We start from the raw sequence: 14,805 nt of genomic DNA on the forward strand, positions 1-14,805 counted from the left end.
ACGGTGGCAAGCTCGGCCGGCGGCAGATCGTAGAGGTTCTTGTCCATCGCCTCGCCCGGGTGGAGCCGGTTCTGGATGCCGTCCAGACCCGCCATCATGATCGCGGCATAAGCCAGATACGGGTTGGCGAGCGGATCGGGGAAGCGGATCTCGACCCTCTTGGCCTTCTCGCCCGCACCATAAGGAATGCGGCACGAGGCCGAGCGGTTGCGGCTCGAATAAGCCAGCAGCACCGGCGCCTCATAGCCCGGGACCAGCCTTTTGTAGCTGTTGGTCGTCGGGTTGGTGAAGGCATTCAACGCCTTGGCATGCTTGATCACGCCGCCGATGAAGAACAGGCACATCTCGGAAAGGCCCGCATAGCCGTTGCCCGCGAACAAGGGCTTGCCGCCGTCCCAGATCGACATGTGGGTGTGCATGCCTGAGCCGTTGTCCGACTTGATCGGCTTGGGCATGAAGGTCGCGCTCTTGCCATAGGCCTGCGCCACCATGTGCACGACATATTTGTAGATCTGCATCCGGTCGGCGGTCTCGACCAACGTCCCGAAGGTCAGGCCAAGCTCGTGCTGCGCCGCCGCCACCTCATGGTGGTGCTTGTCCATCGGCAGCCCCATCTCGATCATCGTCGAGACCATCTCGGCGCGGATGTCCTGGGCGCTGTCGACCGGCGCCACCGGGAAATAGCCGCCCTTGGCGCGCGGCCGGTGGCCAAGGTTGCCGACCTCATATTCGCGCCCGGTGTTGGTCGGAAGCTCGATGTCGTCGATGCGGTAATAAGAGCTGTTGTAGCCGTCCTCGAAGCGCACGTCGTCGAACATGAAGAACTCGGCCTCAGGCCCGACATAGACCGTGTCGCCGATCCCGGTGGACTTGAGATACGCCTCGGCCCGCTTGGCGGTCGAGCGCGGATCGCGCGCGTAAAGCTCCAACGTGCCCGGCTCGACGATGTCGCAGAACACGATCAGCATCGGCGTCGCGCTGAACGGATCGACATAGACCGCGTCCAGATCCGGCTTGAGTATCATGTCGCTCTCGTTGATCGCCTTCCAGCCCTCGATCGAGGACCCGTCGAACATGAACCCCTCGGTCAGCTGATCCTCGTCGATGAGCCCCGCACACATCGACAGATGCTGCCACTTGCCCTTCGGATCGGTGAAGCGAAGATCAACCCACTCGATCTCCTTCTCCTTGATCATGCTCAATATCTTGCCAGCAGTGTTGGCCATGTGGCTCACCTTCCCTCGAGGTAACGTTAAACTTCGTCCGATCCGGACGACGGCAGCGCGTCAAATCGCGTCGCTGCCCTTTTCCCCAGTCCGAATCCGGAGCGCTTCGTCTATCGAACTGACGAAGATCTTGCCATCGCCGATCCGGCCGGTGCGCGCCGCATTGGCGATCGCCTCGACCACGCGTTCCGCAAGATCGTCGTCGACGACCACCTCCAGTTTCACCTTCGGCAGGAAGTCGACGACATATTCGGCGCCGCGGTACAATTCGGTATGGCCCTTCTGCCGGCCGAAGCCTTTCGCCTCGAGCACGGTGATGCCGGACACGCCGACTTCGTGAAGCGCTTCCTTCACCTCGTCGAGCTTGAACGGCTTGATGATAGCCTCGATCTTCTTCACGCGAATCCCCCTCAGCGGCGAGCGCCGCAATTCACAAGGAATAGGGCGGTGCGTCCAGCCCTTTAAGGCTTTTGGTAAAGATTTCGCAGCCGTCCTCGGTGATCCCGATGCTGTGCTCGAATTGCGCGGATAGGCTGCGGTCGCGGGTGACCGCGGTCCAGCCGTCCTCCAAAACCTTCACTGCCGGCTTGCCGATATTGATCATCGGCTCGATCGTGAAGAACATGCCGGGCCGCAGCTCGGGGCCGGTGCCGGGGCGGCCGACGTGGACGACCTCGGGCGCGTCGTGAAACGTCTGGCCGACGCCGTGACCGCAGAAATCGCGGACCACCCCATAGCGGTGGCCTTCGGCGAGGCTCTGGATGGCATGGCTGATGTCGCCGAGATGATTGCCCGGCCTCGCTGCGGCGATGCCGCGCATCAGCGCCTCATAGGTCACGTCGACCAGGCGCCGCGCCTTCACCGACACATCGCCGACCAGATACATGCGGCTGCTGTCGCCGTGCCAGCCGTCGACGATCGGGGTAACGTCGATGTTGACGATGTCGCCGTCCTTGAGCATCCGGTCACCCGGAATGCCGTGGCAGACGACGTGGTTGATCGAGGTGCAGCAGCTCTTGGTGTAGCCGCGATAACCCAATGTCGCCGGCACCCCGCCGCCGTCGATCGTCATCCGGTAGACGATGTCGTCCAGCTCCTGCGTGGTGACGCCGGGCACGACATGCGGCACGAGCTCGTCGAGGATGTGCGCCGCAAGCCGGCCGGCGGCGCGCATGCCGGCGAAGCCGTCGGGCCCGTGGAGCTTGATGCTGCTGGTCCGGCCGGTGGTTGCATCGGTCGATGTCACGGTCTGATAATCGGTCATTGGAAGGATATAATCGCTGGGCCGCGGGTTGGCGAGGGGGTCGAGCCGGGGAGTGCTGCGGCGTGCGTAAGCCGCTTCCCTGGCCGTGACGAGAAAACAAGCGCCGAGAAGCGCGCGGACCGCTAAGGGATCGGGCATGAGGGAAGAACGGATCTGGACGGCAGCGATCGTCATCATCGGCGACGAGGTGCTGTCGGGCCGGACGCAGGACAAGAATGTCGCGCAGATCGCGACCTGGCTCAACCTCCAGGGCATAAGGCTGAGCGAGGTCAGGATCGTTCCCGATCGGATGGACGCGATCGCCAGCGCCGTCGAGGCGCTGAGGCACGATAACGACTATCTGTTCACAACCGGCGGCATTGGCCCCACCCATGACGATATCACGGTCGACGCGATCGCTGCCGCGCTCGGGGTCGGGGTGGTCGTCCACCCCAAGGCGCGCGCGATCCTCGAAGATTATTATGCGACCCGCGGCGGCCTCAACGAGGCGCGGCTGCGCATGGCGCGGGTGCCGGACGGCGCCGAGCTGATCGAGAACGCCGTGTCGGGGGCGCCGGGGATCCGGCTCGGCAACATCTTCCTGCTGCCCGGCGTCCCGCATATCACCTCGGCGATGCTCGATTCGCTGTCCGGCAGACTCGAGGGCGGCAAGCCCTTGCTGTCGCGCACGATCGGCTGCTGGACCGCGGAGAGCGAGGTCGCGGAGCTGCTCGCCGCCACCGAGAAAGATCACGACGGCTGCCAGATCGGCAGCTATCCGTTCTTCCGCGAAGGCCGCGTCGGCGCCAATTTCGTCGTCCGCAGCACCGGCCGTGAGTCGCTCGACGCCTGCGCGGAAGATCTCATCCGGCGGCTCGACGCGGCCGGCCGCCCGCCTGTCGACGAGGGGATCTAGCGATATTGCGCTATTCGGCTGAAGCCGGCGATCGCGGCGCGATTTCGATCGGCGGGCGCCGGAGCGATGGAGCGGGTGAAGGGAATCGAACCCTCGTCGTAAGCTTGGGAAGCTTCTGCTCTGCCATTGAGCTACACCCGCGAAATCAGGTACTTAGAACATTCTGAGCCGCGTCGTTTTACACTTTCTTTTACAGCCGTGTCCCTGATCCGTTCGCGGATTGCCACGACGACGCGGCCATCGTCAACGTAGGAATGCCCCAAGGTCGAGCATCTTCATGCCTCCGCTGTCTCCCGTCGGGCTGCGAGTTCGCGTCGCGCTGCCTCCGCCAGGAACCCTGACCGATTATCCGCGACACGATCGATCGCGGCGAGCAATCCCTCCTCGAGCGTCACATTGATGCGCACGGCCTTTCCCTTACGCTCTCCCTTGACCAGGATGCGTGCAACCTCGTCGATCTCCTGGTCGCGCTCAATGGCGTCGATGTCGCTGGGCTCATCGATCTGATCGCCGTGCTGATCGGACACCAGAAGGTGACCGGCGAGGGCTTCCTCGGCGTTGGCTGCGGCTTCGCTGGCGGTGCGGCCGGCGGAGGTGCATCCGGGAAGATCCGGAAAGAAAACGCTAAAGCCGTTCGAGGCTCGCTCGATGATGGCTGGATAGTAGACGGTAGATATGGCGAGGGACTCCATGGTCGGGCATTGATGGGGTGGCTCATCTGAGCTTTACCCCGCTTTGTTTCTCGATGCTTTTGAGCGTTCCAGTAGCGATATCCGCTTTGGGGTGCGGCACCGTGACAGTGCCGGGCTTGGTGGGGTGGCGAAACTGTTTGTGGCTGCCTTGCTGGCGAACCTGAAACCATCCATCCGCAACGCGTCGGCATATGCCAGCCGTGCTTCATGGTCGGTGGGTGCCGCATAGGCGGGCGGCGGCGCCTGTCCGCAGCCGCTGGCGATGATCACGGTCGCCTTCGATCTTCGTGATGATCTGGCTGCTACGCATGCCTCGCTCTCGATAAAATGTGTATAGGTACACACCAGCTACAATGCAAGCATTTCCTACACATCAATACACATCGGTAGAAGCTAATCGAGCCGGGCGCTCAGCGTATGAACAAAATCGAGCGATTGTAGTGGGTTGACAGCAAGTGGAGTTCGCCACTGGTAGATGGGCAGGAAGGGCTATGCCGCTCCGCAGCCGACCGCACGCCGATGCGGCGATTATTGCGCCTTTTTTGCCCGCTTCTTCGCTTTTCCGGCTTCGGGTTTCGCCTCAGGCGATTTTTGCGCGGGTGGGCGCTTCGCCTTGGGCTCCGCCGCGCCAGCCGGTTCGCGGTGGATGTTGGCGAGCAGCCGCTTGATGCGGATCAGACCCCAGAAATCCTGCATTTGCCGCAGCCCGGTCTGGAGCATCGCGGCCGCACGTTCTTCGCTGATCCGGCCTTCGACACGTTCCATGAACAGCCGCGCCTCATTATCGGCGACCATGTGGGCCGGCTCGATATAATAAGTGAGCAGGTCGGGCGTGAAGCCGTGTTCCTCGTCGAACCCGGCCTGGCGCATCTCGCTCCAGATCGTGACCAGCCGTGCGTCGGTGATGCTGAGCGAAGCCCCCTCGGACGTCTCCAGGATGTCGATAACGCCGATCTTGGCGAGCAGGCGGGCATCGCTCTCCGCCAGCGGGAAGGCCTTGGCGAGCGAGGCGAGGAGGATCGGCTGGACGTCGATCCCGATCCTTGTCGCGACGAGCGCCTCGAGATGCTGGAACGCGGTGGCGTCGACCCGCCGGCCACCTTGCTCGCCGTTCATCGCCTCGCGGATCTGGCGCAAGGTCATCGAACTGTTGTGTTGCAGGCCGCGCACCGCCTGGATCGCCTGGACATGCACTTCGCTGTAATCGGCGACGTTGGATTTCGGCCGCGTCGGTTCGGGAATGAGGCCGTGCCTCAGAAAGACGCGGATGGTCTCACGGTTGACGCCCGTGCGGCGCTCCAGCTCACGCATCTTCATGCGCCCGACCGTTAAATCACCATCCCACGACCGACAAGCCTTGGCGGTGATCCGCGGAGTCGGTGGCTGCTGCATTCGAGCCTGAGCGCGGTTGGATCGCAGGCATTGCTGGCGCGTGATGCTGCTCCTAGGAACATCGGCGACGATGACCTGCCGGAGAGCCTGATGTCCGATCCCGCGACGCTGTCGCTTTCCGCCGACGATCGCGCCTTGCTCGCGCGCATCGCGGAAGCGCTCGAGCGGCTCGCGCCGCCGCATCCGATGCCGTCGGCCGATTTCGACGCGGCCGACGCCTTCGCGTGGCGCGGCGCCGAGGACCGGCTGATCGCCGTTCCTGACACAAGGCCGCTGCCGCTCGACCTGCTGGTCGGAATCGACCGCCAGAAAGCAGTGCTGCTCGACAATACATTGAGCTTCGCGCGCGCACGGCCGGCGAACAACGCCTTGCTGTGGGGCGCGCGCGGCACCGGCAAGAGCTCGCTGGTCAAATCCGTCCATGCCGCGGTCAATGCGCAGCAGCGCGAGCGGCTGGCGCTGGTCGAGATCCAGCGCGACGAGATCCCGCGGCTCGCAGAGCTGCTCGACCGCATGCGGCTGTCCGCGCGCCGCTTCATCCTGTTCTGCGACGATCTCTCGTTCGACGAGGGGGAGTCGCAGTACAAGTCCCTGAAGGCGTTGCTCGAAGGCGGGGTCGAGGGGCGGCCCGATAATGTACTGTTCTACGCGACGTCGAACCGCCGCCATCTGCTCGCCCGGTCGATGATCGAGAATGAGCAGTCGACCGCGATCAACCCCGGCGATGCGGTCGACGAGAAGGTCTCGCTATCGGACCGCTTCGGCCTCTGGATCGGCTTCCATGCGGTCGACCAGAACACCTATCTTGCGATGGTCGCCGCCTATCTCGACGCCTACAAGATCGCGATCGAAGAGGAAGATATGCGGCGCCAGGCGCTGCAATGGGCGATGGAGCGGGGCGCGCGTTCGGGCCGTGTCGCCTGGCAATATGTCCAGCAGGTGCGCGCGCGCCAGCCAAACTGAGGACAAGAAAAAGGGGAGGACGGATGATCCCGTCCTCCCCTTGAATCTGTCGGCCAAGTCCGAAGTTAGCGCTTCGAGAACTGGAAGCTGCGGCGGGCCTTGGCGCGGCCGTACTTCTTGCGCTCGACGACGCGCGGATCGCGGGTGAGGAAGCCGGCCCGCTTGACCGCGGTGCGCAGCGCCGGCTCGTAGCGGGTCAGCGCCTGGCTGATGCCGTGCTTGACCGCGCCGGCCTGGCCGGAAAGGCCGCCGCCGGTGACGGTGCAGACGACGTCATACTGGCCCTGGCGCTCGGCGACGTCGAACACCTGGTTGATGACGAGGCGCAGGGTCGGCCGTGCGAAATAGACGGTCTGGTCGCGGCCGTTGACCGTGATCTTGCCGCTGCCCGGCTTGAGCCAGACGCGAGCGACGGCGTCCTTGCGGCGGCCGGTCGCATAAGCGCGGCCATAGGCATCGAGCTGCTGCTCGCGCAGCACCGCTTCGATCTGCGGGGGAGGGGGCGGAGCGCCCGCTCCCTCGTCGGCCGAAGCAGCAGGCGCCGGAGCGGGAGCTTCGCCGCCGGCGAGCGCAGCGAGATCGGAAAGCGATTGACGGGTATCGGACATCAGGCACCCACCTTGTTCTTGCGGTTCATCGCCGCAACGTCGAGAGGTTCAGGACTTTGGCCGCCGTGCGGATGCTCGGTGCCGGCGTAGAGGTGGAGCGCGCGCATCTGGTCGCGGCCGAGCGGGCCGCGCGGGATCATGCGCTCAACCGCCTTCTCGAGCACACGCTCGGGGAAGCGACCCTCGAGGATCTTGCCCGCGCTGATCGATTTGATGCCGCCGATGTAGCCGGTGTGGCGATGATAGATCTTGTCGGTGAGCTTGCGGCCGGTGAAGCGCACCTTTTCCGCGTTGATCACGACGACATGGTCGCCCATGTCGACATGCGGGGTGTAGCTCGGCTTGTGCTTGCCGCGCAGGATGTTGGCGATGATCGTGGCGAGCCGCCCGACGACCAGGCCATCGGCATCGATCAAATGCCATTTCTTCTCCACCTCGGCCGGCTTGGCCGGCTTGGTGGTCTTCATCAGCGCCTTCATGGCCTGGACCTCTTGTGAAATGAATCGCCGCTCTGGCAAAGCCGGAGCGGCGTGGTGGCGGCGAATTGGCAGTCGAAGTGCCGAAAGTCAAGCAAAAGCGGGCTTTTGCCGGGCGGTAACATATTACCTTATGCCGTCACCGGCCGCTGTTGGCGAGCACCCAGGCGCGATAGGGTTCGGGCGCTTCGGCGATCGGCCAGACCACCGCCGCCGGCACTTCATAGCTGTGCAGCTCGGCAATTCGGGCGATCAGCAAGGGCGCCTGGCCGGCGGTGGTCTTGAAGATCGCCGCGACCTCCTCGCTTTCCTCGACCTTGCCCTGCCAGCGATAGATCGAGCGGCAGGCGCCGAGGATGTTGACGCAGGCCGCGTGCCGTTCATCGACGATCGTCCGGCCGACGCGCCGCGCCTCCTCCTCGTCGGCGAACACCGCATAGACCGAGACGATCTCGGTCATCGCCTTGGCGCGCCGAGCCGGTGCGCGGCATATAATATGGCTGCGAGGAGCAGCACCGCCATTCCCTGGTGCGAAACCGCGATCCAGATCGAGACGCCGCTGAGCAGGGTGGCGATGCCAAGCGCGATCTGCACGGTGACGGCGGCCACCATTGCGCTGGCGGCGAGGTGGAGCCGCCGGTTCCACGCCGCCGCGGCGAGCAGCAGCACCGCAGCCGCGACGACGAACGCCAGCCAGCGGTGGACGAATTGAACGACGATCGGATTGTCGACGAAATTGACCAGCAGGGGCTCGAGCATCGGTGCGCCCGAGGGGAAGAGTTCATCGCCCATCAGCGGCCAGCTCGCGAACGCATAGCCGGCGTCGAGCCCGGCCACATAAGCGCCGAACAGCAGCTGCAGCGCGAGCAACGACAAGGTCCAAATCGCAAGCGTCGGCATTCGCGCGTGCCGCGCGCCGGGATCCCGCGCCAGCCGAGCCAGATCGAGCGCGATCCAGACGAGGCCGGCAAAGATCAGCAGGGCGGTGAGGAGATGCACCGCGAGGCGGATGTGGCTGACCTCCGGCCGGTCGACGAGCCCGGAGGCGACCATCCACCAGCCGATCGCGCCCTGCAGGCCACCCAGCGCGAGCAAACCGGTGAGCCGCCAGCCGTAGCCGGATGGGATCGCGCGGCGCCAGGCGAACCACAGCAAGGGTAGGGCAAAGGCGAGGCCGATCACGCGCCCGAGCAGGCGGTGGACATATTCCCAGAAGAAGATGTCCTTGAACTGGGCAAGGCTCATCCCGCTGTTGACCTTCTGATATTCGGGGCTCGCCCGATACTGGTCGAACTCGGCCTGCCACTGCGCTTCGTTGAGCGGCGGAATCGCGCCCGACACCGGCTCCCAGCGCGTCATCGAGAGGCCCGATTCGGTGAGGCGGGTGATGCCGCCGACGACCACCATCAGGAAGACGAGCGCAGCCACGGCAAGCAGCCAACGCGAGATCGCACGCGGCTGCGCCTCCGCCCGAGGCGGCGTCCTGCTCTGGATGTGCGAAGCCATCGCTGCGCTATGGCCCGATGGGGTGAAGTTGCCAATCGCCAGTTTCGCCGGCGCCGCGGCAAGATCCTGGCAGCGTGCATGGTACGAACCGGGCTGCCTTGCGCTCGAGGAAAAAAACGCGATATTTCGTAAATGTAATGTTGTATCTTCTCGCCGACCGGATTATGTCCGTGAGGTGATGCTGGAAATGAACGCGAGAGTCGCAACCGGAGGTCTGCTGGACCGGCTGGCGATGGGCCTGTCGGGCCTGTGCCTCGTCCACTGCCTCGCCACCTCGATCATCCTTGCCCTGCTCGCCTCGGCGGGCGGGCTGCTGTTTTCGCCAATGGTGCACGAGGTCGGGCTGACCCTCGCGATCGGACTCGGGGCTTTCTCACTGGGGCGCGGGGTCATCGATCACGGCTTCATGATGCCCTCCGCTGTCGGCGGGCTCGGGCTTGGCGTGATGGCGGGCGCGCTGACCTTGACGCACGGCCCGGAAGAAACCGCCTACACGATCATCGGAGTCGCGATCCTCGCGCTCGGGCACGATCTCAACCGCCGCGCCGGGATCTGATTTTCCTGCGCAAACCGCGCATTGTTGCGGTCACGCAACATCGCTGTCTTCCCTTGTTCCGAGCGGCCGAAACGCCTAAATCGGAAGGTGATGGCGCACGAACATCATAGCCACGCAGGCGAGGCCCTGACCCACGCCGCCCAAGCGACCATGGAGCGCTCGGGCGAGCAGTGGACGACGATGCGTGCCGCAATCTTCAAGGCCTTGGCGAGCTTCGACAAACCGGCTTCGGCCTACGACATTGCCGACAAGGTGTCGCAGGAGGAAGGGCGCCGCGTCGCCGCGAACAGTGTCTATCGCATCCTCGACCTGTTCGTCGCCGCGAATCTGGCGCGCAGGGTCGAGAGCGCCAACGCCTATATCGCCAACGATCACCCGGACTGCCTGCACGACTGCATTTTCCTGATCTGCGACAATTGCGGACAAACGACGCACATCGACAACGACAGCCTGGCGAGCGGCGTGCGCGCCGCCGCGCGGCTGGCCGGCTTCAATCCCGACCGGCCGGTGATCGAGGTGCGCGGGCGCTGCAAGGATTGCGAAGCCGCCTGATCATCGGTCGGCGGGCGGCGCGGTGTCCAAAGTCTTCATCATCGTTCGACACTATCGGCGCATACCGCTAGAATCGCCGCGAAAAGGATCATCATCGTCCGCATGACCGAGCGTCCCGCAACACCGCTTCTCGACATCGTGACGACGCCCGAGGATCTGCGCCGCCTGCGGCCGGACCAGCTGCGCCAGCTTGCCGACGAATTGCGCTGGGAGACGATCTCGGCGGTGGCGGGCACCGGCGGGCATCTCGGCGCGGGGCTGGGCGTGGTCGAGCTCACCGTCGCGCTTCATTATGTGTTCGACACGCCGCGCGACCGGCTGATCTGGGACGTCGGCCACCAGGCCTATCCGCACAAGATCATCACCGGGCGGCGCGACCGGATCGGCACGCTTCGCCAGGGCGGCGGCCTCTCGGGCTTCACCAAGCGCAGCGAGAGCGAATATGATCCGTTCGGCGCTGCGCACAGCTCGACCTCGATTTCGGCGGCGCTCGGATTTGCGATCGCGAACAAGCTCGCCGGCGCGCCGGGCAAGGCGGTCGCGGTGATCGGCGACGGTGCGATGAGCGCCGGCATGGCCTATGAGGCGATGAACAATGCCGAGGCCGCCGGCAATCGGCTGGTCGTCATCCTCAACGACAACGACATGTCGATCGCGCCGCCCGTCGGCGGGCTGTCGCACTATCTCGCGCGGCTGGTGTCGTCCGGCAAATATCTGACCGTGCGCCACCTCGCGCAGCGCTTCGCGCGCAAGCTGCCCGACTCGCTCCACCGCATGGCGCGCAAGATCGAGGAATTCGCGCGCGGCCTCGCCACCGGCGGCACATTGTTCGAGGAGCTCGGCTTTTATTATGTCGGGCCGGTCGATGGCCACAATGTCGAGCAACTGGTCGCGATCCTCGAGAACGTCCGCGACGCCGCGGAGGGGCCGATGCTCGTCCACGTCGTCACCAAGAAGGGCAAGGGCTATGCCCCCGCGGAGGCCGCCGCCGACAAATATCACGGCGTGCAGAAGTTCGACGTCTTCTCGGGGGTCCAGGCGCAGTCGCCGGCCGGCCCGCCAAGCTACACCAATGTCTTCGCCAAGGCGCTGATCGCCGAGGCCGAGCGCGACGACAAGGTGGTCGCGATCACCGCGGCGATGCCGTCCGGCACCGGGCTCGACAAGTTCGCGACGCGCTTTCCGGAGCGGATGTTCGACGTCGGCATCGCCGAGCAGCATGCCGTGACCTTCGCCGCCGGCCTTGCCGCGCAGGGCTGCCGCCCGTTCTGCGCGATCTATTCGACCTTCCTGCAACGCGCCTACGACCAGGTGGTGCACGACGTCGCGATCCAGAATCTGCCGGTGCGCTTCGCGATCGACCGCGCCGGGCTGGTCGGCGCCGACGGTGCGACCCACGCCGGCAGCTTCGACCTCGCTTACCTCTGCACCTTGCCCAATTTCGTCGTGATGGCGGCGGCCGACGAGGCCGAGCTGGTGCATATGGTGCACACGATGGCGCTGCACGACCAAGGGCCGATCGCGGTCCGCTATCCGCGCGGCAACGGCACCGGGGTCGCGCTTCCCGACCCGCCGCAGCAGCTTGAGATCGGCAAGGGGCGGATCGTGCGCGAGGGCAAGAAGGTGGCGATCCTGTCGCTCGGCACGCGTCTCGCCGAAGCCGAGAAGGCGGCCGAGCTGCTCGAAAGCAAGGGGCTCAGCACGACGATCGCCGACCTGCGCTTCGCCAAGCCGCTCGACGAGGAGCTGATCCGCAGACTGCTCACCAGCCATGAGGTCGCGGTCACCGTCGAGGAGGCGGCGATCGGCGGCTTCGGCGCGCACGTGCTGACGATGGCGAGCGACGCCGGGCTGATCGACGCCGGGCTCAAGCTGCGCACGATGCGGCTGCCCGACAGCTTCCAGGATCACGACAAGCCCGAGAAGCAATATGAGGAAGCTGGGCTCGACGCCGCCGCCATCGTCGACACGGTGCTCAAGGCGCTGCGGATCAACAGCGTCGGCGTTGTCGAGGGCGCTCGCGCTTCCTGATTCAGGATTTCGTCGCGCGAACACCGAAATTGCTGATGCTGGAGCTGCTCGTCGCCACCGTCTTCAGCCGAACGGCTGGTGCGTTTCGCAAGCCGCTTCCACTGAGACAGCTCGCACAGCGCCGATCAGAAATATCTCGCTAGATCAAATCGAACGCGGTGGCGGTCGGTCTTGTAGAGGTGGTAATTGGTGTCGACCCGTCCGTAGGTGTAGGTCAAGGACGGCGAGAAGCCGAGCAGCTTGACCGAACGCAGGCCAACATAGGCGCGTGCGCTGAAGCGCCAGTCGCCGCGCGGACTGTCGGAGAACATATAGATCGCCTCGTCATAATCGACCCGGCTGATGCCACCGGAGAGGCCTGCGTTGATCCCCATCGGCAATTCGCCGCCGACGCCAAGGTCGACGCCGTAATCGAACATTGAATAATCATCGTCCTCGAGATCATCGCGGCGGACGTGCAGCGTCGCCGAAGCGACCATCGAACGGCGCACGACACGCTCATATGTCGCGTAGGCGGCGAGCTGCCAGCCGTCATAGGCCGGGCTGATCCGTGAATCGCTGCGGCGCGCGTCGACCTGGAAGCCAAGCCGCTGGCCCTGGCTCAACAGCTGCTGGTAGCCCGCCTTGAGGCCGTATTGACGGAGCACGAGATCGCCGCCGTACCAGCGCTGAAGCCCGACCGCCTGGAGCGAGACGCTGCTGGTCTCGCTGAGCTTATATTCGGGACCGGCGGCAAGCTGGAGCGAATGATCGTCGAAGCGTTGCCCCTTGTAGGTGACCATCTGTCCGTCGAGATCGAGCAGCAGCGCAAGCTTTTCGTCGACGCGCAGACGCACTCCGGCGGAGACGCCCGCGGTCACGCCAAGCCCCGATTTGCGCCGCGCGTTCCGGTCGAGCGTCAGCGGTAGGGTCCACGGCCCGAAGCGGACGTCGATCTTGTCGGCGTTGGCGCCGTTGTTGATGTTGGTGTCGGGGGCGAGACCGACAGTGACGTTCACATTCCAGACCCTGCGATCGCGGATGATGCCGCGCGTCGAGCGGATCGTCCGTTCGATCTCGTCGGGAAGGTCGTCGGCTTCCTGCGCGAGCCTGAGATGATGATCGGCGGCGCTTTCCTTGCCCTGAAGCAGCAAGGCGCGAGCGAGCTCGAGCCGGACGCGGGTCTGGCTGGGATCGTCCTCGAGGATCGCGCGAAAATTCTTGACTGCACCGTCGAGATCGCCGGTCTCGGAGGCGATATAGCCGGCAAGAAAGTGGCGCTGAAGACTGAGCTGGGGCGCCTGTGCCATTGCCGCGACGAGTGGTTTTGCGGCCTCATAGTCGCCGGCTCGGACGAGCGCTTCGGCTCGGGCGACCATCTGCTCCGCGGTCAGACGATAGACGCACTTCCCAGTCGAGCACGGTTCGGGTCCGGTCTCGGCATATGCGCAGGACATGGGAAGGACCGCCGCGCCGACAAGGAGCGCGGCGCGGCGAATCCAGGGCATTATTTTGCGCCGACGAAGGTACCGAGAATGTCGACGCGCTGATCGGGAACACCACCGACGATGCGGAACCCGCCGCCGACCTCCGCCGCACCCGGCCCGTAGAAGGCGCCGTCCACGCTCGATCCGGCGATGTTCAGTGCGTTGCCGCCAACCGATGCGCTGTCGAACGAGCCGAGGAAGCCGCCGTTGTGGAGCAGGTCGATATTGCCCGCGCCGTGCGCCGTGAACGCCGCGCCGGCAGGGATCGTGATGAAATCGGCGGTATAGTGATCGAAGTTCTGATACGCCTGGACGGAGCCGTTCAGGTTGATCTCGAACTTGTTCGCGCCAAAGTCGAGCTTGGTCTGCGCCGATCCTTCAATCCACTGGAAGAACGTCGGCGAAGAGGGATCGTTGTCGAAATTGGGGTTATACACCATCGAGGCGATCATCGCGCCCTGGTAGGTGCCGCTGCCTCCCTTCGGGACGTCCTGATCCCGCGTCCGCTCGCCATAAGCGAACGCGCCACGCTGCACCACTCGACGGTTAGAGAGATATTTCGACTGGTCGGTCGGATCGGTCAGCTGAGTGGTCGCTACCGTGTTGCGTACGTAGCCGGCAAAGGTCACATATTTGGTGGACGTGCCCGGTTTCTGTACGAAGAAGGTGCTGACATCGCTGGTGAAACCGGCCGTCCCCGGCGTGCCCGAGGAATTTCCGGCTTGGAGATAGCTAATGCCGGGCTGGCTGAGATTGGGAGTTCCCGGCTGCGGCTCCTGCGCGCCACCGAACGCGGTGCGGTGGAGAGGGTCCTGATAGCGCAGGCTCTTCGCGACGCCTGACGGGCCGTCGTTGATCTCGATCTGGAAGATCGCGTCGCGCGGATCATAGGCGATGGTGATGCCGCTGTTGCGTGCGGTCGTCGCGTTGCCGGCGTAAAGCTGCGCGGTTTGCACCTGGCGACGTTCATCCTCGTCATAGCTGAAGCTGTGGACGCCGCCGATCGTCTGATAGGTTCTTGCCTCGGTAGGATTGGCGAAGCTATGCGTCTGTGCCGCCGCTGGGGGAGCGGCCGAACCGGCGCTGTTGGGTGCGCTGCTCGAGCCGCCGCTGCCGCCGCCGCACGCGCCAAGGAGCGACACCGTGGCCATCAGTAAATATTTGCGCATATCCCCCAA

17 protein-coding genes and 1 tRNA gene are annotated in these 14,805 nt (G+C 64.9%); 5 read left to right on the top strand and 13 right to left on the bottom strand.

Annotated elements, in window-relative coordinates:
* From glnA to map, 3 genes are all read right to left on the bottom strand, one after another.
* The coding region (gene glnA, locus V6M48_RS08610; RefSeq protein WP_332812129.1) for a type I glutamate--ammonia ligase at window positions 1-1,226 on the bottom strand (1,226 nt) is incomplete at its 3' end.
* A gap of 60 nt (window positions 1,227-1,286) precedes the next feature.
* Complete coding sequence (locus V6M48_RS08615; RefSeq protein WP_332812130.1) at window positions 1,287-1,625, bottom strand: P-II family nitrogen regulator; 339 nt, start codon at window positions 1,623-1,625, stop codon at window positions 1,287-1,289.
* A 31-nt stretch (window positions 1,626-1,656) separates the two neighbouring features.
* The gene (map, locus tag V6M48_RS08620) at window positions 1,657-2,490 is read right to left on the bottom strand and encodes a type I methionyl aminopeptidase (RefSeq protein ID WP_332812131.1); all 834 of its coding nucleotides are present in this window, start codon (window positions 2,488-2,490) and stop codon (window positions 1,657-1,659) included.
* 136 nt (window positions 2,491-2,626) lie between these two features.
* Here map and V6M48_RS08625 point away from each other — a divergent pair, with 136 nt between their 5' ends.
* A complete protein-coding gene (locus V6M48_RS08625) occupies window positions 2,627-3,385 on the top strand; it encodes a competence/damage-inducible protein A (protein WP_332812132.1) in 759 nt (252 codons plus the stop codon).
* Window positions 3,386-3,452: 67 nt separating this feature from the next.
* Here V6M48_RS08625 and V6M48_RS08630 read toward each other — a convergent pair.
* From V6M48_RS08630 to V6M48_RS08645, 4 genes are all read right to left on the bottom strand, one after another.
* Window positions 3,453-3,526 (bottom strand) — tRNA-Gly (locus V6M48_RS08630).
* A gap of 134 nt (window positions 3,527-3,660) precedes the next feature.
* Window positions 3,661-4,077 (bottom strand): type II toxin-antitoxin system HicB family antitoxin, encoded by a 417-nt coding sequence (locus V6M48_RS08635; protein ID WP_332812133.1) that lies wholly within the window; start codon window positions 4,075-4,077, stop codon window positions 3,661-3,663.
* 22 nt (window positions 4,078-4,099) lie between these two features.
* Window positions 4,100-4,270, bottom strand: a complete 171-nt coding sequence (locus V6M48_RS08640) for a type II toxin-antitoxin system HicA family toxin (protein ID WP_332812156.1) — start codon at window positions 4,268-4,270, stop codon at window positions 4,100-4,102.
* Window positions 4,271-4,605: 335 nt separating this feature from the next.
* Window positions 4,606-5,388 (bottom strand): MerR family transcriptional regulator, encoded by a 783-nt coding sequence (locus V6M48_RS08645; protein ID WP_332812134.1) that lies wholly within the window; start codon window positions 5,386-5,388, stop codon window positions 4,606-4,608.
* Between the two features lie 171 nt (window positions 5,389-5,559).
* On the opposite strand from V6M48_RS08645, the gene V6M48_RS08650 reads away from it, so the two are divergent.
* On the top strand, window positions 5,560-6,432 hold the full coding sequence (locus V6M48_RS08650; protein WP_332812135.1) for an ATP-binding protein: 873 nt from the start codon (window positions 5,560-5,562) through the stop codon (window positions 6,430-6,432).
* Between the two features lie 65 nt (window positions 6,433-6,497).
* Here the strand turns inward: V6M48_RS08650 and rpsI are convergent, their stop codons facing one another.
* The 4 genes from rpsI to V6M48_RS08670 all read right to left on the bottom strand — a co-directional run bounded on the left by rpsI (window position 6,498) and on the right by V6M48_RS08670 (window position 9,022).
* Window positions 6,498-7,040 (bottom strand): 30S ribosomal protein S9, encoded by a 543-nt coding sequence (rpsI, locus tag V6M48_RS08655; RefSeq protein ID WP_332812136.1) that lies wholly within the window; start codon window positions 7,038-7,040, stop codon window positions 6,498-6,500.
* Entirely contained in the window at window positions 7,040-7,519 is a 480-nt protein-coding gene (rplM, locus tag V6M48_RS08660) for a 50S ribosomal protein L13 (protein ID WP_332812137.1), read from the bottom strand. The genes rpsI and rplM overlap by 1 nt, the downstream gene beginning before the upstream one ends.
* 136 nt (window positions 7,520-7,655) lie before the next feature.
* Complete coding sequence (cutA, locus tag V6M48_RS08665; protein WP_332812138.1) at window positions 7,656-7,976, bottom strand: divalent-cation tolerance protein CutA; 321 nt, start codon at window positions 7,974-7,976, stop codon at window positions 7,656-7,658.
* Complete coding sequence (locus V6M48_RS08670; protein ID WP_332812139.1) at window positions 7,973-9,022, bottom strand: COX15/CtaA family protein; 1,050 nt, start codon at window positions 9,020-9,022, stop codon at window positions 7,973-7,975. The genes cutA and V6M48_RS08670 overlap by 4 nt, the downstream gene beginning before the upstream one ends.
* A gap of 187 nt (window positions 9,023-9,209) precedes the next feature.
* Here V6M48_RS08670 and V6M48_RS08675 point away from each other — a divergent pair, with 187 nt between their 5' ends.
* The 3 genes from V6M48_RS08675 (at window position 9,210) to dxs (ending at window position 12,161) form a co-directional block, all read left to right on the top strand.
* Complete coding sequence (locus V6M48_RS08675) at window positions 9,210-9,578, top strand: MerC domain-containing protein (RefSeq protein ID WP_332812140.1); 369 nt, start codon at window positions 9,210-9,212, stop codon at window positions 9,576-9,578.
* A gap of 90 nt (window positions 9,579-9,668) precedes the next feature.
* The gene (locus V6M48_RS08680; RefSeq protein WP_332812141.1) at window positions 9,669-10,130 is read left to right on the top strand and encodes a Fur family transcriptional regulator; all 462 of its coding nucleotides are present in this window, start codon (window positions 9,669-9,671) and stop codon (window positions 10,128-10,130) included.
* A gap of 102 nt (window positions 10,131-10,232) precedes the next feature.
* Window positions 10,233-12,161: a 1-deoxy-D-xylulose-5-phosphate synthase gene (gene dxs, locus V6M48_RS08685; protein ID WP_332812142.1), complete on the top strand. Its 1,929-nt coding sequence runs from the start codon at window positions 10,233-10,235 to the stop codon at window positions 12,159-12,161.
* Between the two features lie 125 nt (window positions 12,162-12,286).
* On the opposite strand, the gene V6M48_RS08690 is transcribed toward dxs, so the two are convergent.
* The gene (locus tag V6M48_RS08690; protein WP_332812143.1) at window positions 12,287-13,648 is read right to left on the bottom strand and encodes a surface lipoprotein assembly modifier; all 1,362 of its coding nucleotides are present in this window, start codon (window positions 13,646-13,648) and stop codon (window positions 12,287-12,289) included.
* Window positions 13,648-14,796: a hypothetical protein gene (locus tag V6M48_RS08695; protein ID WP_332812144.1), complete on the bottom strand. Its 1,149-nt coding sequence runs from the start codon at window positions 14,794-14,796 to the stop codon at window positions 13,648-13,650. Before V6M48_RS08695 ends, V6M48_RS08690 begins: the two co-directional genes overlap by 1 nt.
* Window positions 14,797-14,805 lie beyond the last annotated feature (9 nt).

It is taken from the genome of Sphingomonas sp. (assembly GCF_036677245.1).
Classification (GTDB): domain Bacteria; phylum Pseudomonadota; class Alphaproteobacteria; order Sphingomonadales; family Sphingomonadaceae; genus Allosphingosinicella.